The 21,230-nt window shown below is 73.6% G+C and carries 20 protein-coding genes, 1 tRNA gene and 1 pseudogene; 6 read left to right on the top strand and 16 right to left on the bottom strand.

The window, feature by feature from the left end; translation table 11 throughout:
- Positions 1 to 21: 21 nt before the first annotated feature.
- The 7 genes from ABGB16_RS19640 to ABGB16_RS19610 all read right to left on the bottom strand — a co-directional run bounded on the left by ABGB16_RS19640 (position 22) and on the right by ABGB16_RS19610 (position 7,120).
- Positions 22 to 732: an ABC transporter ATP-binding protein gene (locus ABGB16_RS19640; RefSeq protein ID WP_347669537.1), complete on the bottom strand. Its 711-nt coding sequence runs from the start codon at positions 730 to 732 to the stop codon at positions 22 to 24.
- Positions 722 to 1,504: an ABC transporter ATP-binding protein gene (locus ABGB16_RS19635; protein ID WP_347669552.1), complete on the bottom strand. Its 783-nt coding sequence runs from the start codon at positions 1,502 to 1,504 to the stop codon at positions 722 to 724. Before ABGB16_RS19635 ends, ABGB16_RS19640 begins: the two co-directional genes overlap by 11 nt.
- A gap of 55 nt (positions 1,505 to 1,559) precedes the next feature.
- On the bottom strand, positions 1,560 to 2,669 hold the full coding sequence (locus tag ABGB16_RS19630; RefSeq protein ID WP_347669536.1) for a branched-chain amino acid ABC transporter permease: 1,110 nt from the start codon (positions 2,667 to 2,669) through the stop codon (positions 1,560 to 1,562).
- A complete protein-coding gene (locus ABGB16_RS19625; protein ID WP_347669535.1) occupies positions 2,666 to 3,616 on the bottom strand; it encodes a branched-chain amino acid ABC transporter permease in 951 nt (316 codons plus the stop codon). Before ABGB16_RS19625 ends, ABGB16_RS19630 begins: the two co-directional genes overlap by 4 nt.
- Before the next feature lie 105 nt (positions 3,617 to 3,721).
- Positions 3,722 to 4,879: a branched-chain amino acid ABC transporter substrate-binding protein gene (locus ABGB16_RS19620; protein ID WP_347669534.1), complete on the bottom strand. Its 1,158-nt coding sequence runs from the start codon at positions 4,877 to 4,879 to the stop codon at positions 3,722 to 3,724.
- Between the two features lie 258 nt (positions 4,880 to 5,137).
- Positions 5,138 to 6,445: a hypothetical protein gene (locus ABGB16_RS19615; protein WP_347669533.1), complete on the bottom strand. Its 1,308-nt coding sequence runs from the start codon at positions 6,443 to 6,445 to the stop codon at positions 5,138 to 5,140.
- A 54-nt stretch (positions 6,446 to 6,499) separates the two neighbouring features.
- Positions 6,500 to 7,120 (bottom strand): response regulator, encoded by a 621-nt coding sequence (locus tag ABGB16_RS19610; RefSeq protein ID WP_347669532.1) that lies wholly within the window; start codon positions 7,118 to 7,120, stop codon positions 6,500 to 6,502.
- Between the two features lie 91 nt (positions 7,121 to 7,211).
- Here ABGB16_RS19610 and ABGB16_RS19605 point away from each other — a divergent pair.
- The 5 genes and pseudogenes from ABGB16_RS19605 to ABGB16_RS19585 all read left to right on the top strand — a co-directional run bounded on the left by ABGB16_RS19605 (position 7,212) and on the right by ABGB16_RS19585 (position 11,466).
- Positions 7,212 to 7,285, top strand: a tRNA-Leu gene (locus tag ABGB16_RS19605).
- Between the two features lie 33 nt (positions 7,286 to 7,318).
- Positions 7,319 to 8,068, top strand: coding sequence for a helix-turn-helix domain-containing protein (locus ABGB16_RS19600; RefSeq protein WP_347669531.1), 750 nt, complete (start codon positions 7,319 to 7,321; stop codon positions 8,066 to 8,068).
- 274 nt (positions 8,069 to 8,342) lie between these two features.
- Positions 8,343 to 8,612 (top strand): annotated as a pseudogene (locus ABGB16_RS19595) (AsnC family transcriptional regulator); the annotation flags it as partial.
- A gap of 101 nt (positions 8,613 to 8,713) precedes the next feature.
- On the top strand, positions 8,714 to 9,718 hold the full coding sequence (locus ABGB16_RS19590; protein ID WP_347669530.1) for an LLM class flavin-dependent oxidoreductase: 1,005 nt from the start codon (positions 8,714 to 8,716) through the stop codon (positions 9,716 to 9,718).
- A gap of 308 nt (positions 9,719 to 10,026) precedes the next feature.
- A complete protein-coding gene (locus ABGB16_RS19585) occupies positions 10,027 to 11,466 on the top strand; it encodes a pyridoxal-dependent decarboxylase (RefSeq protein WP_347669529.1) in 1,440 nt (479 codons plus the stop codon).
- A gap of 177 nt (positions 11,467 to 11,643) precedes the next feature.
- On the opposite strand, the gene ABGB16_RS19580 is transcribed toward ABGB16_RS19585, so the two are convergent.
- From ABGB16_RS19580 to ABGB16_RS19550, 7 genes are all read right to left on the bottom strand, one after another.
- Complete coding sequence (locus tag ABGB16_RS19580) at positions 11,644 to 12,582, bottom strand: sulfite exporter TauE/SafE family protein (RefSeq protein WP_347669528.1); 939 nt, start codon at positions 12,580 to 12,582, stop codon at positions 11,644 to 11,646.
- 152 nt (positions 12,583 to 12,734) lie between these two features.
- Complete coding sequence (locus ABGB16_RS19575) at positions 12,735 to 13,205, bottom strand: Rrf2 family transcriptional regulator (RefSeq protein ID WP_347669527.1); 471 nt, start codon at positions 13,203 to 13,205, stop codon at positions 12,735 to 12,737.
- Positions 13,206 to 13,379: 174 nt separating this feature from the next.
- On the bottom strand, positions 13,380 to 14,261 hold the full coding sequence (locus ABGB16_RS19570) for an acyl-CoA thioesterase II (RefSeq protein ID WP_347669526.1): 882 nt from the start codon (positions 14,259 to 14,261) through the stop codon (positions 13,380 to 13,382).
- Positions 14,258 to 15,706 (bottom strand): pyruvate kinase, encoded by a 1,449-nt coding sequence (pyk, locus tag ABGB16_RS19565; protein WP_347669525.1) that lies wholly within the window; start codon positions 15,704 to 15,706, stop codon positions 14,258 to 14,260. Before pyk ends, ABGB16_RS19570 begins: the two co-directional genes overlap by 4 nt.
- A 447-nt stretch (positions 15,707 to 16,153) precedes the next feature.
- Complete coding sequence (locus tag ABGB16_RS19560) at positions 16,154 to 16,921, bottom strand: alpha/beta fold hydrolase (RefSeq protein WP_347669524.1); 768 nt, start codon at positions 16,919 to 16,921, stop codon at positions 16,154 to 16,156.
- Positions 16,922 to 17,219: 298 nt separating this feature from the next.
- Positions 17,220 to 17,624 carry a hypothetical protein gene (locus ABGB16_RS19555; protein ID WP_347669523.1) on the bottom strand — a complete coding sequence of 135 codons (405 nt, stop codon included), beginning with the start codon at positions 17,622 to 17,624 and terminating at the stop codon, positions 17,220 to 17,222.
- Between the two features lie 225 nt (positions 17,625 to 17,849).
- Complete coding sequence (locus ABGB16_RS19550; protein WP_347669522.1) at positions 17,850 to 18,758, bottom strand: LysR substrate-binding domain-containing protein; 909 nt, start codon at positions 18,756 to 18,758, stop codon at positions 17,850 to 17,852.
- A 252-nt stretch (positions 18,759 to 19,010) separates the two neighbouring features.
- On the opposite strand from ABGB16_RS19550, the gene ABGB16_RS19545 reads away from it, so the two are divergent.
- Positions 19,011 to 19,973: an FAD-dependent oxidoreductase gene (locus ABGB16_RS19545; protein ID WP_347669521.1), complete on the top strand. Its 963-nt coding sequence runs from the start codon at positions 19,011 to 19,013 to the stop codon at positions 19,971 to 19,973.
- A gap of 63 nt (positions 19,974 to 20,036) precedes the next feature.
- Here the strand turns inward: ABGB16_RS19545 and ABGB16_RS19540 are convergent, their stop codons facing one another.
- Together ABGB16_RS19540 and ABGB16_RS19535 are read right to left on the bottom strand one after the other, a co-directional pair.
- The gene (locus ABGB16_RS19540; RefSeq protein WP_347669520.1) at positions 20,037 to 20,972 is read right to left on the bottom strand and encodes a hypothetical protein; all 936 of its coding nucleotides are present in this window, start codon (positions 20,970 to 20,972) and stop codon (positions 20,037 to 20,039) included.
- A 3-nt stretch (positions 20,973 to 20,975) separates the two neighbouring features.
- Positions 20,976 to 21,215 carry a hypothetical protein gene (locus ABGB16_RS19535; RefSeq protein ID WP_347669519.1) on the bottom strand — a complete coding sequence of 80 codons (240 nt, stop codon included), beginning with the start codon at positions 21,213 to 21,215 and terminating at the stop codon, positions 20,976 to 20,978.
- Positions 21,216 to 21,230: the final 15 nt, after the last annotated feature.

The raw sequence follows: 21,230 nt of genomic DNA, 5'->3' as shown, positions 1-21,230 counted from the left end.
AACTGATGGGGAGATCGCCGGTCAGGCGACGCCGAGGTACGCCTCTTTGACGGAGGGGTCGTGCAGCAGCTCCGCGCCCGTGCCGGACTTCACGATCCGGCCGGTCTCCAGCACGTACGCCCGGTGCGCCCGGGCCAGGGCCTGCTGGGCGTTCTGCTCCACCAGCAGGATCGTGGTGCCCTGCTGGTTGATCTCGGTGATGATGCTGAAGATCTGCTGGATCAGCATCGGCGCCAGCCCCATCGAGGGCTCGTCGAGCAGCAGCAGCTTCGGCCGGCTCATCAGCGCCCGGCCCACCGCCAGCATCTGCTGCTCGCCGCCGGACAGCGTGCCGCCGGGCTGCTTGCGCCGCTCGGCCAGCCGGGGGAACAGCTCCAGCACCCGGTTCAGGTCCTGCGCGATGCCCGCGCGGTCGCGCCGGGTGTAGGCGCCCATGTCCAGGTTCTCCAGCACCGTCATGCCCGGGAAGATGCCCCGGCCCTCCGGCGCCTGGCACAGCCCGCGGCGCACCCGCAGGTCCGCCCGGAGCTTGGAGACGTCCTCACCGGCGAACCGGATGCGGCCCGAGGCGATCGGCCGGATCCCGGAGATGGCCCGCATGGTGGTCGACTTGCCGGCGCCGTTGGCGCCGATCAGCGCCACGATCTCGCCCTCGTCCACCGTCAGGCTGATGCCGTGCAGCGCCTGGATCCGCCCGTACAGCAGGCTCACGTCGTCGATCTCAAGCAGCATCGTCCGGTACCCCCAGGTACGCCGCGATCACCTTCGGGTTGTCCCGCACCTCGGCGGGCAGCCCCTCGGCGATCTTCTTCCCGAACTCCAGCACCACGATCCGGTCGGTCACCCCCATCACCAGGCGCATGTCGTGCTCGATGAGCAGCACGGTCACGCCGGTGTCGCGGATCTGCCGGATGAGCTGGAGCAGCTCCTCCTTCTCCGCCGGGTTGAAGCCGGCCGCCGGCTCGTCCAGGCACAGCAGCACCGGGTCGGTGGCCAGCGCCCGGGCGATCTCCAGCCGCCGCTGCTCGCCGTACGACAGGTTGCGGGCGAACTCGTGCATCCGGTTGCGGATGCCAACGAACTCCAGCAGGCGCTCGGCCTTCTCCCGGCCCTCGCGCTCCTCCCGCCGGTGCCGCGGCAGCCGGAACAGCGCGGAGATGACGCTCGTCCTGTGGTGCGCGTCCGCGCCCACCTGGACGTTCTCCAGCGCCGTCATCTCCGGGAACAGGCGGATGTTCTGGAACGTCCGCGCCATGCCCATCCGGGTGATCTGGTGGCGCCGCTTGCCGCTGATCTTCTCGCCGCGGAACCGGATGTGCCCCTCGGTGGGCTGGTAGATGCCGGTCATCGCGTTGAAGCAGGTGGTCTTGCCGGCGCCGTTGGGGCCGATCAGCCCCAGGATCTCCCCCTTGTACAGGGTGAAGTCCACGTCGTTGAGCGCCACCACGCCACCGAAGCGCAGCGTGACGTGGTCGACCTCCAGCAGCGGCTCCCGCTGCGGCACCGTCTCGACGGCGGGGGCGCCCGCCTGGGCCGGAACGGCCTTGGTCTGCTCGGTGTCACTCACCGACGATCACCTCCTTGCGGCGGTCCTTGAACTCCGCCGCCCGTCGCCGGTTCGGGATCAGGCCCTGCGGGCGGACGATCATCATCACCACGAGGACCAGGCCGAAGAACAGGAACCGGTACTCGTACAGCTCGATGCCGAGCAGCTCGATGCCGCGGAACCGCTCGATCATGTACGCCACCAGGCCGCCGCCGACGATCGCGCCGACGATGTTGCCCGACCCGCCGAAGATCACCGCGGCCAGGATGATGATCGAGTTGAGCAGCTCGAAGTTCTGCGAGTTCACGAAGTTCTGCTTGCCCGCGAACAGCGCGCCCGCCAGACCCGCGACCGCCGCGCCCGCCGCGAACGCCCACAGCTTGAACTTGAACGTCGGCACGCCCATCAGCTGCGCCGCGTCCTCGTCCTCCCGGATGGAGATCCAGGCCCGGCCCACCCGGCTGTGCGTCAGGTTCCGCACCCCGATCACCACCAGGATGATCAGCGTCAGCACCAGCCAGTAGTACGGGCGAGCGTCCAGCACGCCGAAGAACGGCTTGCCGTCGGCGTACTTGCCCGGCGGGTGGGGAATCTGGTTGAAGCCCCGCTGCCCCTTCAGGAACTCCGAGCTGACCGCCGCGATCCGGATCATCTCGGCGAAGCCGAGGGTCACCAGCGCCAGGTAGTCGCCGCGCAGCCGCAGGGTCGGCGTGCCCAGCGCCACTCCAGCGACCATGGTCATGCCGATCGCGATCGGCACCACCACCAGCCAGGGCCACAGCGTCTTGATGTCGCTGCTCGGCGAGGTCAGCACCGCCACCGTGTACGCGCCGACGGCGAAGAAGCCGAAGTAGCCCAGGTCCAGCAGGCCGGCGAAGCCGACCACGATGTTCAGCCCGACCGCCAGCAGCACGTAGATCGAGACGGTGAACAGCACCTGCGTGAAGTTCGCGCCCGGGGTCGGAATCGGCCCCAGGTACTGGTAGAACTCCTTGTTCGGCAGCGCGTAGAAGAACACGATCACCGCCGCCAGCAGCGCCCAGCGCACCCAGCGCGGCGCGCCGTGCCACCGCTGCCCGACGGCCTCGCGGCCGGAGCGCACCTTCTCCAGGACGGTCGTCATGCCCGCGCCCTCCCCAGCGATTCGCCCAGCAGGCCGGTCGGCCGGAACATCAGCAGCACCACCAGCACCGCGAAGGCCGCGAAGTCCTTCCACTGGGTGCCGAAGAGGCCCGAGGCGTAGTTCTCGATCACGCCCAGCAGCAGGCCGCCCAGCAGCGCGCCGCGCAGGTTGCCGATGCCGCCGAGCACCGCGGCGGTGAACGCCTTGAGGCCCAGCAGGAAGCCCACGCTGTACGTCAGGGTCTGGATCCGCACGTCGTAGAGCAGGCCCGCGACGCCCGCCATCGCGCCACCGGCGATGAAGACCATCAGGATGATCCGGTCCTTGTTCACGCCCATCAGCGCCGCGGTGTTGGCGTCCTGGGCCACCGCCCGGATGCCCCGGCCGACGCGGCTGCGGTTGATGAACAGGTCCAGCGCGATCATCATCACCAGCGCGGCGCCGATGGTGAGCAGCTGCACCGCGTCGATCGGCACCCCGAAGATGTGGAACAGCGGCTTGGAGCTGACCAGCGCCGGCGCGCCCTCCGGCAGCCGGCGGGTCCTGATGCCGAACGCCTCGGAGATCGCGATCGAGGCGCCGATCGCGGTGATCAGGAACGCGAGCGGCGGCGCGTTGCGCTTACGCAGTGGCCGGTACGCGACCCGCTCGATCACCGTGGCGGTGCCCGCCGACGCGATCGCCGCCACGATCATCGCCACCAGCAGGTAGAACAGGACCGAGCCGACCCCGCTCACCGTCGAGTCCTGGTCGAGGCCGAATCCGTTCCAGGTCCAGATCGCGGCGAACGCGCCGGCGATGAAGACCTCGGAGTGGGCGAAGTTGATGAGTCTGAGCACGCCGTAGACCAGCGTGTACCCGAGCGCGACCAGGGCGTAGATGGCGCCCTGCGTCAGGCCGGTCGTGGTGAGTTCTCCGAAATTGGAGAACAGTCCGTCGAAGTTCAAGGGAGGGACACTCCGTCAGCTCTGGAGAAAAAGAAGGTGCGGCCGGGAGCGAGCTCCCGGCCGCACCCGCGATCACGACTCAATCGCCTGTGGCAGCGACCGGCGTCAGGACTTGGGGATCTCCTGGTCCGGCACGACCTTGCCGCCCGTGACCTTGAACGCCCAGACCTTGACCTGTGCCGGGTCCAGCTCGCCACCCTCGACGAACTTGTAGCTGGCCGCGACGCCCTCGCCGCTGTAGCCCTTCACGAACTCCAGCAGGCCCGCGCGGTCGGTCTTGCCGGCCTTGATGCCCGCCAGCAGGATGTTCGCCGCGTCGAAGGCGGTGTCGCTGTAGGTGCCCGGGTCGACGCCGTTGAGGGCCTTGTAGTCCGCGGTGAAGGTGCCCCGGGCCTCGGCCGCCGGCTGGCACGGGCAGGTGAGGATCGTGCCCTCGGCCGCCGCCTGACCGGCGGAGGTGATGTACGCCCCGTCGTTGACGCCGTCGCCGGCGACCAGCGGCGCGGTGACGCCGGCAGCGGTGAGCTGCTTACGGATCAGGCCGGCCTCCTGGTAGTAGCCGCCGTAGAAGATGGCCTTGACGTTCGCCGCCTTGACCTTGGTGACCACGGCGGAGAACTCGGTCTGCTTGCCCTCGCCCTGGACCTTGTCCGAGCCGACGACCGCCGCGCCGAGCACCTTCTTGACCTCGTCGGCCAGGCCCGCGCCGTACGCCGACTGGTCGTCGATGACGTAGACCCGGTCGGCCTTCATGACGTTCTTGATGTAGTTGCCGGCGGCCGGGCCCTGGCTGAAGTCGTTGCCGACCGCCCGGAAGAAGGTCTTCCAGCCCTGCTGGGCGAGGCTCGGCCGGGTCGCGGAGGGGGTGATGGTGACGAGGCCGGCCTCGTTGAACAGCGGGCCGGCGGCCTCGGACTCACCCGAGTAGGCCGGGCCCACGATGCCCAGGATCTTGGCGTCGTCGATGGCCTTCTGCGCCAGACCCGGCGCCTGGTCCGGGCTGCCCTGCGAGTCCAGCTCGACGAGCTCGACCTTGCAGTCCGCGTTCTCCTTGTTGTACTTGTCGATCGCGAGCTTGACGCCGTTCTTCTCGTTGATGCCCAGCGCGGCGGAGCTGCCGGTGAGCGCGCCGAAGAACCCGATCTTGCTGCCGCAGGCGTCGCCGCCAGACGCCTCGTCGCTGCTGCTGGAGCAAGCGGTGCCGCCGGCGACGAGCGCCAGCATGGCGACCCCGCCGATCACGCGTGCGAGCTTCTGCCTCAAGGCCCGAACCCTCCTCCATCCCATGGCCCGAACCACCCGCCGCTCATTGGCTCTTGCAGGGCGGACGAACCAGACCGTCGTCGCCGGTCTGGGGCGGGACGTTATCCCACCCGGAAGCGGTGACAAAAGCCCTGCGAAGAGGGGTTGACCGAACCGTTACACGCCGTGGCGGATTGGAAACGATCGCTGTAAGAACGTTCGGTTCCGAGGAAGATTCGCCTTTCATTCGTCGGTAACGAGCACACCCCCGCCCACTCCCTACCGATCGACGCCCGGCAACGCCGCCCACCAGGCACGGGATCCCCGGCCGTCGTCCGCCACCAACACCAGCCGATCCCCCTGGGCCGCCACCGCCACCGCCGTGTCGCCACCCCCCGGCACCACGACCGCGACGTCACCCTCCCCCGCCACGGCCACCGGCGCCGTCACCGGCCGCCACGACCCGCCACCGTCCACCGAACGCCACACCCGCCGCCCGCCGCCGTCACCCGTCACCGTCACCAGGGCCCGCCCCGCGGCCACCAGGCCCGACACCGACAGCACCCCCGGCCCCGCCGCCCCGAACCCGCCGACCCGCCGCCAGCCCTCCACCGGCCCGTCCGGCGCGCCCGACGCCGCCCCCGCCCCCGCTCCCGGCGTCGTACCCGTCACGGCCCGCTCCCCCGGGCCCGCCGAGGTCGACTCCACCGACGCCGCCCGCCACACCGCGAAGCCGTCCCGCACCGGACCCACCGCCACCGGCGCCCCGTCGAACAGGACCACCCGCTCCGCCCGCCCACCGCCGTCCGGCGCCGGCAACACCGCCCGCCGCCACGACCGCCCGTCCGCCGAACGCCACGCCAACGGAGCCAACGCCCCACCGCCGGCCGGCAGCACCGACCCCACCACCAACCACCCCGACCCCACCGCCACCACGCCGTACGCCGCCGTGCGCCCCCGCGCGTCGCCCGCCAACTCCGGGACCCCCTCGCGCAGCGTGAACCCCGACGCGTCCGGCGACGCCCACACCGCCGCCCCGTCGACCCGCGCGCCCGCGATCAACCAGCCGCCCGCCCCCGCCGCCAACCGCGACGCGCTCACCGCCCGCGGCCCCCCGAACAACTCGAACGCCGCCGGCACCTCCCGCAGCGCCCCGTCCGGCCCCTGCGTCCACGTGCCCGTACGCGGATTCCCGTGCACCCCGCCGACCTGCGCGCCCAGCGCCGCCACCCGGCCGTCCCGGCACGCCGCCGCGTACAGCACGTGCTGCCGGCCGTAGAACGTCTCCCCCCGCACCGGCAGCGCCGACCAGGACGCCCCGTCCCCGCTCGACCACGCCGCCGGCCGCGTCCCGCCCGCCGCGTCGGCCACCGCGCCCACCGCGAACCAGCGGCCCCCGCACGCCACCGCGTCGCGCAGCACCAGCCGCCCCGACCCGCCCGGCGGCACCGGCAGGTCCACCGCCCGCCAGCCCGGCCGCACCGGCTCCGCCGAGGGCGCCGAACGCTCCGCCGACCGGCAGCCGGCCAGCAGCACGGCGCACCCGGCCAACACGCCGAGCACCGCCCGCGGCCACCGAGGAAGCACGCATCCGATCGTATCGATCGGATGCGCCGCCGGAGGGCCCGCGCGGCTGCGGCGTCAGGACGCCGGCTGGGCCACCTCGCCGCCGGCGGTCTCGGCGAGGATCCGCTCGGCGACCTCCTTCATGGTCATCCGGTGGTCCATCGCCGTCCGCTGGATCCACTTGAACGCCTGCGGCTCGCTCATCCCGTACGTCGTCATCAGCGCGCCCTTCGCGCGCTCGACCGTCTTGCGGATCTCCAGCCGGTCGGTCAGGCCCGCGACCTCCGCCTCCAGCGCGGAGATCTCCGAGTACCGGGACAGCGCGATCTCCACCGCCGGCACCAGGTCGCTCTTCTGGAACGGCTTCACCAGGTACGCCATCGCGCCGGCCGCCCGCGCCCGCTCCACCAGGTCCCGCTGGCTGAACGCCGTCAGGATGATCACCGGGGCGATCCGGGCGCCGGCGATCCGCTCGGCGGCGGCCAGCCCGTCCATGATCGGCATCTTGATGTCGAGAATCACCAGGTCAGGCTTCAGTTCCTCGGCGAGCCGGACGGCCGTCTCGCCGTCGCCGGCCTCGCCGACCACCTCGTAGCCCTCCTCGACGAGCATCTCTGCGAGGTCCAGCCGGATGAGCGCCTCGTCCTCGGCGATCAACACCCGCCTGCGCTCGGCATCCGTCTGCGTCTCGGCCACGAGCCTCTCCTACCAGTTCAAACTGACACCGCCGTGCCGGGTGTCGCGGCCCCTAGCCTAGTGGGTACTCTGTCAGTGCCGAATCACGGAAGCCCCTGTACTCCAACCGGGAGAGAGACGGAGCTCAAACCTCCGACAGTGTGGGTTCGAATCCCACCGGGGGCACAAACTGTCATACGTGCGTTCAAAACTGGGCACGTGCACCCACCTGAGATTCGCGCCCGAGCAAGACGCCTCTACCTGGCCGGCGCCACCGTCGCGGAGGCCGCCCGCGCCGTCGGAGTCTCCTACCCCACTGTCCGGCACTGGTGCAAAATCCGACCGGAGCCGAAGCCACAGGGCACAGCACTGCGCTGCTTCCGCTGCCGCACCGACGTCGGCAAGCCGACAGACCTCGGGCAGTATGCCTACCTGCTCGGCCTCTACCTCGGTGACGGCTACCTGGTTACCACCGCCCGGGTTCCGGTGCTGCGCATCTCCTGCGCCGATACGTGGCCCGGCCTGATCGACGCCTGTGAGGACGCCATGAAGAGGGTTCTCGCGACGGAGGTGCAGCGCGTCCAGCAACAGGGCTGCATCAGTGTGCAGAGCTACGGCACGCACTGGCCGTGTCTGCTGCCGCAGCACGGACCCGGCAGGAAGCACGAGCGTCCCATCGTCCTCGCCGACTGGCAGCGGGAGATCGTCACCGCCCATCCCGGGGACTTCGTGCGCGGCCTGTTCCACTCCGACGGCTGCCGGGTCGGCAACCGGGTCACGGTTCGCGGCAAGGCGTACGTCTACCCGCGTTACCTGTTCACCAACGAGTCCGCGGACATCATGGGGCTGTGCCAGTGGGCGCTGGGCCTGCTCGGCGTCGCCTGGAAGATGAACCGGCGCAACTCGCTGTCGGTCGCGCGCCAGGACGCGGTGGCCGCCCTGGACCGGCACGTCGGCCCGAAGTCCTGACCCGACGCGTCACGCGCTGCGGCACGGCCAGGCATCCTCGCCGAGTGCGTCGCCTGCGACGCGCCCAGCCTGCACGCCCTGACGAGGCAGGGGCAAGGCACTACTGCCCGACAACATCCACGAGGGGGGTCGCCCACGGCGGGTGGCCCGCCTCGCCGCGCAGCGGCCCTCACGGCAAAGGCGGCGAACGTAAGACTGACGGGCAGCGGACCCACCGCAGAATATTCTGTTTGTGGTCCTTCTACGGCGTGTGAATTCGGAGCAGGATGGGCGCATGCCCGTTTCACTGAACGACGTGCGGCCGTTCGCGGCCCTGGACGATGTCGATCGCGCGATTCTGCGGGAGCTGACGGCGGACGGCCGGCTGCCGAACAACGCCCTGGCGGAGCGGGTGGGGGTGGCGCCGTCGACGTGCCTGACGCGGACGCGGGCGCTGCGGGAGTGCGGGGCGATCCGTGGGTTGCACGCGGAGGTGGACCCGGCGGCGGTGGGGTTGCCGTTGGAGGCGCTGGTGTCGGTGCGGTTGGCGGCGCACGAGCGGGCTACACGCAGACGAGTTTGATTTTCGAGCAGGCGCGCGGAATGGGGTGAGCCACACGTGCCCGGCCGGGAACATTTCGGGCGCGCTGCGGGTTGGGGTGTCGCATGATCGACGTACCGTTGTCTGTTCTTGATCTTGCACCGGTCGCGGCCGGCGCCGGCGCCGGCGAGGCCCTGCGGCACACGACCGAGCTGGCCCGGCGCACCGAGGAGCTGGGCTACCACCGGTTCTGGGTGGCGGAACACCACAACATGCCGGCAATCGCCAGTTCCGCGCCGGCGGTGCTGATCGCGCACCTGGCGGCGGCGACCTCGACGATCCGGCTCGGTTCGGGCGGGGTGATGCTGCCGAACCACGCGCCGCTGGTGGTGGCCGAGCAGTTCGGCACCCTCGAAGCGCTGCACCCCGGCCGGATCGACCTGGGCATCGGCCGGGCGCCGGGGACGGACCAGATGACCGCGCTGGCGCTGCGCCGGACGATGGAGGGGCTGTCGGCGGAGGGCTTCCCCCGGGAGCTGGCGGACCTGATGAACTACTTCACGGGCGAGCGGCCGGGGCCGATCATGGCCACGCCGGGGCGGGGCGAGCAGCCGGCGATCTGGCTGCTGGGGTCGAGCGGGTTCAGCGCGCAGCTGGCCGGGCTGCTCGGGTTGCCGTTCTCGTTCGCGCACCACTTCAGCCCGGCGAACACGCTGCCCGCGTTGACGCTGTACCGGCAGCACTTCCGGCCGTCGCGGTTCCTGGCGGAGCCGTACGCGATGGTGGCGGTCCACGCGGTCTGCGCGGAGACGGACGAGCGGGCGCGGTGGTTGGTGGGGCCGGCGGAGCTGTCGTTCCTGCGGCTGCGCATGGGGCGGCCGGAGGCGCTGGCCACACCGGACGAGGCGGCTGCGTACCCGTACACGGAGTTGGAGCGGGAGTTCGTGGCGCACTGGCGCGAGGGGCAGGCGCTGGGGTCGCCGGAGACGGTGCGCCGGGAGCTGGCGGAGCTGTTGGCGCGGACGGGGGCGGACGAGTTGATGCTGACCGCTCCGGTGTACGACGTGGCGGACCGGGTGCGCTCGTACGAGCTGATCGCGGAGAAGGTGGCGGGCGGCCTGCGCCGCTGAGCCGCGCAGACACCCGGCGGCCCGCGGTCGGACGACGGGTCGGACACCGGCTCGAAACGCCCGAAACACGATCTTCATACCGGCGTCACCCCCGCTTCGCGGAGGCCGCCTAACGTTGTCGCCGGTGGTGGTACGGCATTCCCCGGTCGGGACGGGTCGGGGGGTGCTGCGGTGTGGTGCACCGGGCCGGAGCTGTGCGGATTCCGCGGCTGCGGCCCGGTGCCTGCCACCTGGTCCCGCCGGCCCGACCCTTGCCTCCGGTCAGTTCGGCCCTTGCCTCCGACGGCGCGGTTTGGTCGACTCGGCGAATGGCTGAGCACATGAGCCCCGAGGAGTTCCGCCGGGCCGGGCACGCGGTGATCGACTGGATCGCGGACTACTGGGCGACGCTGGGACAGCGCCCGGTCACCTCGCAGGACCCGCCGGGGGCGGTGGCCGCCGCCCTGCCGGCCGGGCCCAGCGTCGACGGCGAGCCGGTGGAGGCCGTGCTGGCCGACCTGGACGCCCTGGTCGCGCCCCGGCTGACGCACTGGCAGCACCCCGGGTTCTTCGGATACTTCCCCGCCAACACCTCCGGGCCGAGCGTGCTGGGCGACCTGGTCAGCGCGGGGCTCGGCGTGCAGGGCATGCTGTGGGCGACCGGCCCGGCCTGCACGGAGCTGGAGACGGTGATGCTGGACTGGCTGGCCGGCCTGCTCGACCTGCCGGAGCGGTTCCGCTCGACGGGCCGGGGCGGCGGGGTGATCCAGGACTCGGCGTCCTCGGCGACCCTGGTGGCGACCCTCGGCGCGCTGCACCGGGCCGGCGGGGGCCGGTGGCGCGAGGCGGGGATCGACCGCCGGTACCGCGTCTACACCTCCACCCAGGGGCACTCGTCGATCGAGAAGGCGGCCCGGATCGCCGGTCTCGGCGGCGACGCCGTACGGGCGGTCGAGGTGGACCCGGAGACGCTGGCGATGCGCCCGGAGGCGCTGCGGGAGGCGATCCGGGCGGACCTGGCGGCCGGGGACGTCCCGGCGATCGTGGTGGCCACGATCGGCACCACGTCCACCACCGCCGTGGACCCGGTGCCGGAGATCGGCGCGATCTGCGCGGAGTACGGGGTCTGGCTGCACGTCGACGCCGCGTACGCGGGGGCGGCGGCGGTCTGCCCGGAGCTGCGCTGGTCGCACGCCGGGCTGGAGTATGCCGACTCGTACTGCTTCGACCCGCACAAGTGGCTGCTCACCGGATTCGACTGCGACGCGTTCTGGGTGGCGGACCGGGGCGAGCTGATCGAGGCGCTGACGGTGCTGCCGGAGTACCTGCGCAACGCGGCGACGGAGTCGGGGGCGGTGATCGACTACCGGGACTGGCAGGTGCCGCTGGGCCGCCGGTTCCGCGCCCTGAAGCTGTGGTTCGTGCTGCGCTGGTACGGGGTGGAGGGGCTGCGGGCGCACATCCGTTCCGGGGTGGCCCTCGCCGCCCGCTTCGCCGACCGGGTGCGGGCAGACGGGCGGTTCGCCCTCGCCGCGCCGCACCCGTTCTCGCTGGTCTGCTTCCGGCTGGCCGCCGGGGACGAGGCCAGCGCGGAGCTGCTGTCCCGGGTCAACGCCACCGGCCGGGTGTTCCTGACCCACACCCGGGTCAACGGCCGGTACACGCTGCGCCTCACGGTCGGCTCGCCGCTGACCACGCAGGCGCACGTGGACGAGGCGTGGGCGCTGATCAGCGAGGCGGCCGGCAAGGTGTTGTCCGACGCGCGCTGACACCCGGGCCAGCACCCGCTGACGCCCGGGCCGACACCCGCTGACGCCCGGGCCGACACCCGCTGACGCCCGGGTTGCAGGCCGACGCACGGGCCGGCGCGGGCCGGCAGCGGCGCGGCGCGGGGTTCACCGCCCGCCGCGCCTGCCCGAGGCTCGGGAGGCGCGGCGGCCCGCCGTTCAGTTCTCGACGGCGGCGAGCGGGAGGGCCTGCGCCCGGGTCGTGTCCCCGGCGCCGGTCGCCGCGACGGTGGCCCGGGCGCGGCGGGTGCGCAGCAGGGCGCGGAGGGCCAGGGCGAACGCGGCGACCCAGCCCGCGGCGAGCAGCCCGTAGACGAGCCACTGGACGCCGCCGGGCAGTTCGCCGGTGCGGACGAGGGTGCGGGCGTTGGTCAGCACGATCACGCCGCCGACGACGGCGCCGAGCAGCTGGGCGGGGACGATCCGGACCAGCCAGGCGGCGATCGGGGCGGCGATCAGCCCGCCGATCAGCAGGGCGGCGACGGTGGGCAGCAGGAAGCCCTCGCTGCCGAGGCCGATCAGGAAGCCGGCGCTGGCCGCGCCCGCCACCAGGAACTCGGCGGTGTCGACCGAGCCGATCACCTTGCGGGGCTCCATCCGTCCGGAGACCAGCAGCGCCGGGGTGGCGACGGGGCCCCATCCGCCGCCGCCGGTGGCGTCGACGAATCCGGCGAACAGGCCGAGCGGGCTGAGAAAGCGGCCGCGCAGCCGCCCGGCGCCGGGGTTGGCGCGCAGTGGCCGGGCGAAGCGCACCAGCAGGTACGCGCCGAGGGTGAACAGGATGGCGGCCATCCACGGGGCGGCGGCCTTGGTGGAGATCGCGCTGAGGAACGTGGCCCCGGCGAACGCGCCGAACGCCCCTGGGACGGCGATGCGGGCCACCACCCGCCAGTCGACGTTGCCGAACCGCCAGTGGGCCACCCCGGCGGCGAGGGTGGTGCCGATCTCGGCCAGGTGAACGGAGGCGGACGCGGCGGCGGGGGCGACCCCGGCGACCAGCAGCAGGGTGGACGAGGTCAGGCCGTAGGCCATGCCGAGCGCGCCGTCGACCAACTGCGCGAGGAGCCCGACCAGAGCGAGGACCAGCAGCTTGCGCACGGGCGCCCCCTGACTTTTCGGCATGTCCTATCGACTTGGTCGACAATGCGGCACGAGTGCGCTCCGGGTCAAGCCCCTATCGATTGCTGGGACGCGCCGAGGTGCACGCCGTCGCCGGGACAGGAGATCCGGCGGAGGCCGCCGGAGGCTCGTCAGTTCCAGGCGCGCGGGTCGGCGGCCAACTCGTTGACCCGGCCGGGAAGGCTGCCCCTGGCCACATCCGCGACGGTGACCAGTTCGAGGATCTCCCGCTCGCTGGCCCGCAGCGCGATCCACACGTCCTGCAGGGCGCGGGCCGCGCCGTGGTACCCGAGCTGTTCGGGGCGCTGCCCGCGCACGTGCGCCAGCGGCCCGTCGATCACCCGGATCACCTCTGCGAGGGAGATCTCCGCGGCCGGCCGGGCCAGCCAGTAGCCGCCCTCGGGGCCGCGCTGGGCGTGCACGATGCCGCCCCGGCGCAGTTGCAGCAGGATGCTCTCCAGGAACTTCGGCGGAATCTCCTGTGCCCTGGCGATCTGCTCGGCGGTCACCGGACGGGAGCGCCCGACGCCCCCGCGCTCGGCGACCGCCGCGAGTTCGGCGGCCGCACGCAGGGCGTAGTCGACCCGGGCGGAGAGACGCATGCCGGCCAGACTAGTCGCCTGGTCAGCCAGGAGGTCCGCCGCCCCTCGACCGAACGGTCGAGCGACCGGCACGGGCGCCGCCGGGACCGCGGATCGCAGCCGCCAGCCGGCGCCACCCGGGACCGCGGACCGAAGCCGCCAGCCGGCGCCACCCCGGCCGCCGTTGGCGGGCTGTCAGCCGCCGACGCGGCGGAGCAGGCCCTCCTGTACGGCGGTGGCGATGTGCCGGCCGTCGGTGGTGAACATCCGGCCGGTGGCCAGGCCCCGGCCCCCGGAGGCCGACGGGCTCCAGCAGTCGTAGAGAAACCACTCGTCGGCCCGGAAGGGCCGGTGGAACCACAGCGCGTGGTCGAGGCTCGCGCCGATCACGCCGCCGGGCCCCCACACCTCGCCGTGCACCGACAGCACCGAGTCGAGCAGGGTCAGGTCGGAGGCGTACGTGAGGGCGCACGCGTGCAGCAGCGGGTCGTCCGGCAGCTTGCCGTCGATGCGCATCCAGACCCGCTGGTGGGGGTCGGCGGGACGGTCGCCGGGGCGTACCCAGCCGGGTTCGCCGACGTAGCGCACGTCGATGGGGCGCGGGATCTGCCCCCAGATGCCGAGCCGCTCCGGGTAGCGGGAGAGGCGGTCGGTCATGGTGGGGACCTCGTCCGGGGCGGGCACGTCCGGCGGGGTCGGGGCGTGGTGGTCCAGCCCCTCCTCGCGGCGGTGGAACGACGCCGACATGAAGAAGATCGGCCGGTCGTGCTGCAGCGCCACGGAGCGGCGCACCGAGAACGAGTGGCCGTCCCGGACGTTCTCCACCTGGTACTCGATCGGCTCGGTCGGGTCGCCGGGCCGGACGAAGTAGCCGTGCAGGGAGTGCACGAAGCGGTCCGGGTCGACGGTGCGTCCGGCGGCGACGAGGGCCTGGCCGGCGACCTGGCCGCCGTACACCCGCTGCGGGCCGACCGGGGGGCTCATCCCCCGGAAGGTCATCTCGGCGGTGTGCTCGAGGTCGAGGACCTCCAGCAGCTGGTCGACGGCGGCCTGGCCGACTGTGCCGCCGTCGGTCACTGCAGCGCCCGGGCGGACGCGGCGTCGACCAGCGAGCCGAGCTGGTGCACCCGCAGGGTGTTGGTGGAGCCGGGGGTGCCGGGCGGGCTGCCGGCGACGATCACCACGTAGTCGCCGGGGTTGGCCCGGTTGAGGCCGAGCAGCGCCTGGTCGACCTGGCGGAACATGTCGTCGGTGTGCTCGACGAACGGCATCAGGAACGTCTCCACGCCCCAGGAGAGGGCGAGCTGGTTGCGCACCTCGGGCACCGGGGTGAACGCCAGCAGCGGCAGGTCGCAGTGCAGCCGGCTGAGCCGCCGGACGGTGTCGCCGGTCTGCGAGAACGCCACCATGGCCTTGGCGCCGATGGCCCGGGCGATCGACGAGGCGGCGACGGTGAGCGCGCCGCCGTGCGTACGCGGGTCGTGCTGGAGCCGGGGCACGGCGATCGAGCCGGACTCGGTGGTGTGGACGATCTTGGCCATGGTGCTGACGGTGAGCACCGGGTACTTGCCGACGCTGGTCTCGCCGGAGAGCATCACCGCGTCCGCGCCGTCGAGCACCGCGTTGGCCACGTCGGAGGCCTCGGCGCGGGTGGGCCGCGAGTTCTCGATCATGGAGTCGAGCATCTGGGTGGCGACGATGACCGGCTTGGCGTTCTCCCGGCACAGCTGCACGGCGCGCTTCTGCACCAGGGGGACCTGGTCCAGCGGGAGCTCGACGCCGAGGTCCCCGCGGGCGACCATGACGCCGTCGAACGCCAGGACGATCGCCTCCAGGTGGTCGACCGCCTCCGGCTTCTCCACCTTCGCCAGGACCGGCCGGTGCACCCCGACCTCGGACATGATCCCGTGCACCAGCTTGATGTCCTCCGCCGAGCGGACGAACGACAGCGCGATCAGGTCGACGCCGAGGCCGAGGGCGAAGCGCAGGTCCTCGGCGTCCTTGTCGGACAGGGCCGGGACGCTGACCGCCACGTTGGGCAGCGAGACGCCCTTGTTGTTGGAGACCGGGCCGCCCTCGGTGACCAGGCAGCGGATGTCGTTGCCGACCACCTCGCTGACCTCGACGGCCACCCGGCCGTCGTCGATCAGCAGCCGGTCGCCGGCCTTGACCTCGCGCGGCAGCTTCTTGTAGGTGCAGGAGACCCGGTCCCGGGTGCCGATGACGTCGTCGCTGGTGATCACCACGGAGTCGCCGGTGCGCCACTCGTGCGGGCCGTCGGCGAACCGGCCGAGCCGGATCTTCGGACCCTGCAGGTCGGCGAGGACGGCCACCGGGTGGCCGGTCGCGTCGGCGGCCTCCCGGACGAGGCGGTAGACGGCCTCGTGGTCGGCGTGGCTGCCGTGGCTGAAGTTGAGCCTCGCCACGTTCATGCCCGCCTCGACGAGGCCCCGGATCCGCTCCGGGGACGAGGTGGCAGGGCCCAGAGTGCAGACAATCTTCGCGCGGCGTGTCACGCCCATCAGGCTAGTCTCTCCTTCGGGTCGGGCTACGGGCCGACCCCTTTGCGGACTGCGGAACAATTGTCCGACGACGCGCCACGCCCCCGCAGGCGGCGGGCGGAACCGCACCGGAATCGTCGTCCGGAATCGTCGTGTCGGCGGGCATCGGCGACCGCGCGCCCGAAATCGTACCGCTCGTCGTCGCGCGCCGGCGTGCCGCTCCCCTGGCTTTGCGGCCCCGTCTCGGGGGGTTCGTCCCGCCCCGCCGCCGTCCGCGAGCGCCGGGCCGGTCGGGGGATGCACTCGTAGGTGTCGAGCGCGAAGTCGACCTGCGCACATCCCGTCACGGGCGCTCCCTGCGCCGGACCCGACCCCCGGCCGTCCGGGCCCGGCACCCGGCCGCCCGGAGCCGGCCGCCCGGAGCCGGCCGCCGGGCGGACGGGATGCCCCGCCCGCCCGGCCGCGGTTTCAGAGCGCGAAGCAGTCGGGCCGCACCGGGGAGTCGGTGAGCGCACCCCGGATCACCGTGTACGTGGTGCCGTCGAGGACGAGGCCGACGTGCCCGACGACCCGCAGCAGGCACCAGTCCTGGATCAGCACGTTGGTCGCCCCGTCGGCGAGGCTGGCGTTACCGACCGGCTGGACCAGCTCGTCCTGGAGGGTGCGCACGGTCGTCCAGCGCACGTCACCCGGGGTGTCGTCACCGGAGTTGAGCGTGGCGAGGAAGCTGGACCCGATCGTCATCTGCTGGCAGGCGACGATGCCGAGGCAGTTGCCGACGCCGAGGAACGCGGCGATGTTGGCGACGTACGTGCCGTACTGCGGGGAGCCGAGGCTGATGTAGCGGCCGACCTTGGTCGCGCCGCCGAGGTACTTGATGTAGTAGCGGGAGACCAGCCCGCCCTCGGAGTGGCCGACCACGTCGACCCGGGCGGCGCCGGTGGCGGCGCGCACCTGATCGACGTACCCGGCGAACGCGCGGGCCGAGGCGGTGATGTCGCCGAAGCCGAGGCTGGGCAGCTCGTAGATGGACACCCGGTAGCCGTCGGCCCGCAGCCGGGCGGCCAGGGGCTCGTACGCGAGGGCGACGCCGCTGAGCCCGCCGACGACGATGACCGGGTTCGCGGCGGTGGTCGTGGTGAGCGGCGCGGGCGCCGCGGCGGCGGCCGGGGACGGGACGGCCAGCGCGGCGGCGGCCGACACCGTGAGGGCGGCGAGGATCTTTCGGAGCAGCATGGGCTGCACCTCCTGGTGGGATATCCCGGGGTGCCGGGAGGAGGCGAGTGAGCGGGTCCGATCGATCGTGCAGAGAGAATGACCTTCGCGATCCAGGGACGTCAATAACAAGTTACGGATGAGTAACACGTTGTCGCGCAGGACGCATATTCCGGCACATCGGGCCATCACCTCGGGCCCCGGCCGGCGCCCGCTCCGCGGGACCGGGCCGCCGGACACCGCATGTCGGCGACATGGCGGTGCCCGGCGGCCGGGATTGCCGCCACGTCGCCGACATGGCGGCGTCGCCGGGCTTGGCTCAGGCGGGCCGGACCGCCACCGCCACCGCGCGCAGCTCCGCCTCGGGCACCCGCTCCGGGTCGGCCAGCACGTCGATCGCGACGCCGGGCTCGACCAACCAGAACGCCTCGCCCTCGCCGATCAGGCCCCGCGTCCCGCCGACGTCGAGGTCGGCCGGCGCCCAGGTCTCGGCGTCCCGCTCGTGGTATCCGGCGAGGAAGTCGCGCAGCTCGTCGAGCGTGGTCAGTCGCGCGGCGCGCAGGACGTGCACCCGCAGGTCAACCCAGTAGCCCTCCTCGACCTGCCGTTCCCACACCCGGGTGTGGAACCGCACGTCGTCCCACTCGCTGGCGAAGTCCGACACCTCGGTGCCGAGTCCCGCCGGCACGTACCCGACCACGAACCCGTCCAACTCGTCGCTCACCGACGCCCTCCCGTCGCTCGACCCGGTCCGACAACCATCGTCCACATCAGACGATCCGTCCAGGGTGGTCGGCGGCGTGGCGGTATCCGCGCGCCTCCGACACCGCCATGTCGCCGACATCGCGGCCCGGCCTCGGCCCGACATCGCGGCCCGGCCTCAGTCGAGGTCGCGGCCCGGCCTCAGTCGAGGTCGCGGCCCGGCCTCAGTCGAGGTCGCGGCCCGGCCTCAGTCGAGGTCGAGCAGGGCGAGGAGCCTGAGCAGGGCCGGGTTCGTGCTGTCCCGCGGCCACGCGAGGCCGATGTCGACGGTGGGGGTGGGTGCGGTGAACCGGCGCAGCCGTACCCCGGGGAGCCGCAGCGCGCGGGCCCGGCCGGCCGGGACGGCCGCCACCACGTCGCCCTGGGCCACCGCCCGTAGCAGCTGCTCGTCGTCCGGTTCCTGCCGGACGAGGCGGAAACCGCCGCCCGGCCAGACCTGGGCGATCGTCCGGTCGAACATGCCAGGTCCGTTCTCGCGCGGCCACATCACCGCCGGCAGGTCGACCACCTCGGCCCGGCTGATCCGGCGGCGGCCGGTGGCCAGGGGGTGGCCCGCCGGCAGCGCCAGCAGCAGCTCCTCGGTGTCGACGGTCCGGCAGACCAGCGCCGCCTCGTCGACCGGCGGGCGGACGAAGGCGACGTCGAGCCGGCCGGCGAGCAGACCGGCGACGTTCGGTGCCGTCCAGGCGGTCTCCGAGACCACCTCGACGTCCGGGTGGGCGGCCCGGAACCGGGCGACCAGCGCGTCGACCCGCCCGCCGCGCGCCGAGCGGGTGTACGCCAGCCGCAGCCGGCCGCCCCGGCCGCGCACCAGGTCGCGGATGCGGGCCGTCCCCGCGTCCACCTCGGCGAGCAGCCGGCCGGCCTCGTCGGCCACCCGCGCGCCCACCTCGGTCAGGATGCAGCCGCGGCTGGTCCGGTGCACCAGCGGCACCCCGAGCTGGCGTTCCAGCGCCCGGATCTGTTGGCTGAGCGCGGGCTGGGCGATGCGCAGCCGGGCGGCGGCACGGGTGAAGTGCAGCTCCTCGGCGAGCACCGCGAAGTAGCGCAGCCGCCGCAGGTCCCACCAGGCGTCCCGGGTCGGCGAATCGGGCATGGAACCGATCATAAGCGGCGCTTATCGCCGACTGCCCGATCCGTCTTGGACGGCGCCCCGCGCCGGGGGCGACGATCCGAGACCAACGGCACAACCGAGCCGGCGGCCACACGCCGGGCCGACGGCAGACGGAACCGGCGGCCACACGCCGGGCCGACGGCAGACGGAACCGGCGGCCACACGCCGGGCCGACGGCGCGAGGAAGCCGCCGGCCACATGCCGGGCCGACGGCGCGAGCGACGGGAGCGGACGATGGCGCGGACGAGGGACGTGACGGTGGTCGGCGGGGGGATCGTCGGGATGACGGCGGCGGTCGCCCTCCAGGAGCGGGGCGCGCGGGTGACCGTGCTGGCCGCCGACGACCCGGCGGACACGGTGTCCACGGTAGCCGCCGCGGTCTGGTACCCGAGCCACACCGAGCAGGACCTGCGGGTGCTGCGCTGGGCGCGTTGGACGCACGCGGAGCTGAGCCGCCAGGCGGTCGACGGCGTGCCGGGGGTGGTCGCCCGGCCGACCCGGATGCTGCTGCGCCACCGCTACGCCGGCCCGCCGTGGTGGGCCGAGGCGTGCGGGGACCTGGTGGCCGAGCCGGCGCCGCCGCCGTACACGACGGTGCTGCGGTTCACCGCGCCGACGGTGGAGATGACGCCGTACCTGGCCTGGCTGCGGCAGCGGCTGGAGGACGGCGGGGGGCGGGTGCTGCGCCGCCGGGTGGAGCGCCTCGCCGACGCGTTCGACACCGCGCCGACGGTGGTCAACGCGACCGGGCTGGCCGCCGGGCGGCTCGCCGCCGACCCGGCCGTGTATCCCGTACGGGGGCACCTGGTGCTGGTGGCGAACCCGGGCCTGACCACCTCGGTGCGCGACGAGGACGACCCGGCGGGGATCACGTACGTGCATCCGCGCCGGCACGACGTGGTGCTCGGCGGCACGTTCCAGCCGGGGGTGGCGCACACCGGGCCCGACCCGGCGACGGCGGCGGCGATCCGGCGCCGGTGCGTGGCGCTGGTGCCGGAGTTGGCCGACGCCCCCGTGCTCGGCGAGCGGATCGGGCTGCGGCCGGCCCGGCACGGCGGCCCCCGGGTCGAGGTGGGCCCGGACCCGGCGGGCCCGCCCGGGAGCCGGCTGGTGCACGCGTACGGCCACGGCGGCGCGGGGGTCACCCTCTCCTGGGGCTGCGCGGCCGAGGTGGCGGACCTGGTCCTGGGCGGCTGAACGGGGCCGGGAGCCGATCGGCCGGGCCAGCCGGGGCAGCCGGGGCGGGCGGGGCGGGCGGTGTCAGGGCAGCAGGCGGAACGCCAGCAGGTACGCGCAGTAGGCGAGGGGAACCAGCAGCGCGCAGACCACGAAACCGAGCGGGGCGAACCGGGGCGGCGCCTCGCTGCCCAGTACCGGGCGCCCCCACCGGCCGAGCACCAGGTACCCGGCGAGGAAGGACAGCACGGGCAACCCGGCGCACGTCGCGGCGTACAGGGCGCCGAGGCCGACGACCGCCAGGTCGGAGGCGACCACCATGGCCAGCATCAGGACGACCCCGGCCAGCGCGCAGCCGACGTACACGACCAGTGCCCGGGCCGGCGGGGACCAGGTCGGCAGCAGCGGCGGCCGGTGCGCGACGGCCTCGGTGTGCGCCAGGAGCCGGTCGGCCTCCTCGGCGAGCCGCTGCGCCTCGGCCAGCGCCGCGGCCGGGTCGCCGCCGGACGCCGGCCCACCGGTCGGGCCCGGGCCGGAAGGACCGGCCGGCGGGCCGGGCACGGCCGCGCCGACGGGGGCCACCGGGCCGGACACGCCGGTAGCGGGCGGACCGGATGCGGTGACCGCGGACGGACCGCCGGCAGCGGGCAGACCGGACGCGACGGCAGCGGACGGGCCGGGCGCGGCCGCAGCAGGCGAGCCGGACGCGGTGGCAGCAGGCGAGCCGGGCGCGGCCGCAGCAGGCGAGCCGGGCGCGGTGGCAGCAGGCGAGCCGGACACGACGGCAGCAGGCGAGCCGGGCGCGGTCGCAGCGGACGACGCGGCGGGCGGGGGGACGCCGATGGCGCGGCCGAGCTGGTCGAGCCGGTGCCCCTGCGCGGCGAGCCGGTGGCCCAGTTGGTCGAGCGTGGCGTGCAGGGTGCGGCGGCGGGCGGCCTCGCTCGCGGTGTCCCGGTCGTTCTCGCGGCGGTGGGCGGCGAGCCGGCGGGCCAGCGCGGCGTACTCGTCGAAGGTGGACACGCCTCAGCCCTCCTTGTCCCTGGCGAACGGAACGATCAGCCGGGTCCGCTGGTCGTGCCGGTCGACCAGTAGCGCGCGGTCGGCGCGCGGCTGGTACGCCAGGTCGTGCACGCCCAGGTGCAGCCCGAGCTCCGCTCCGGGAACGTTCAACGCGACGAGGCAGGCGACGTCGTCGCGGTGGTGCGACCCGCCGAGGTCCTCGGCGAGCCGGGGCAGCCCCCGCCACCAGCCGAGCAGGTGCACGCCCCGACCGGGGCC

The sequence above is a fragment of the Micromonospora sp. B11E3 genome (assembly GCF_039871625.1).
Taxonomy (GTDB): domain Bacteria; phylum Actinomycetota; class Actinomycetes; order Mycobacteriales; family Micromonosporaceae; genus Micromonospora.
The sequence above is the reverse complement of the archived record's forward strand: the minus strand, read 5'-3'. Positions and strand labels throughout refer to the sequence as shown.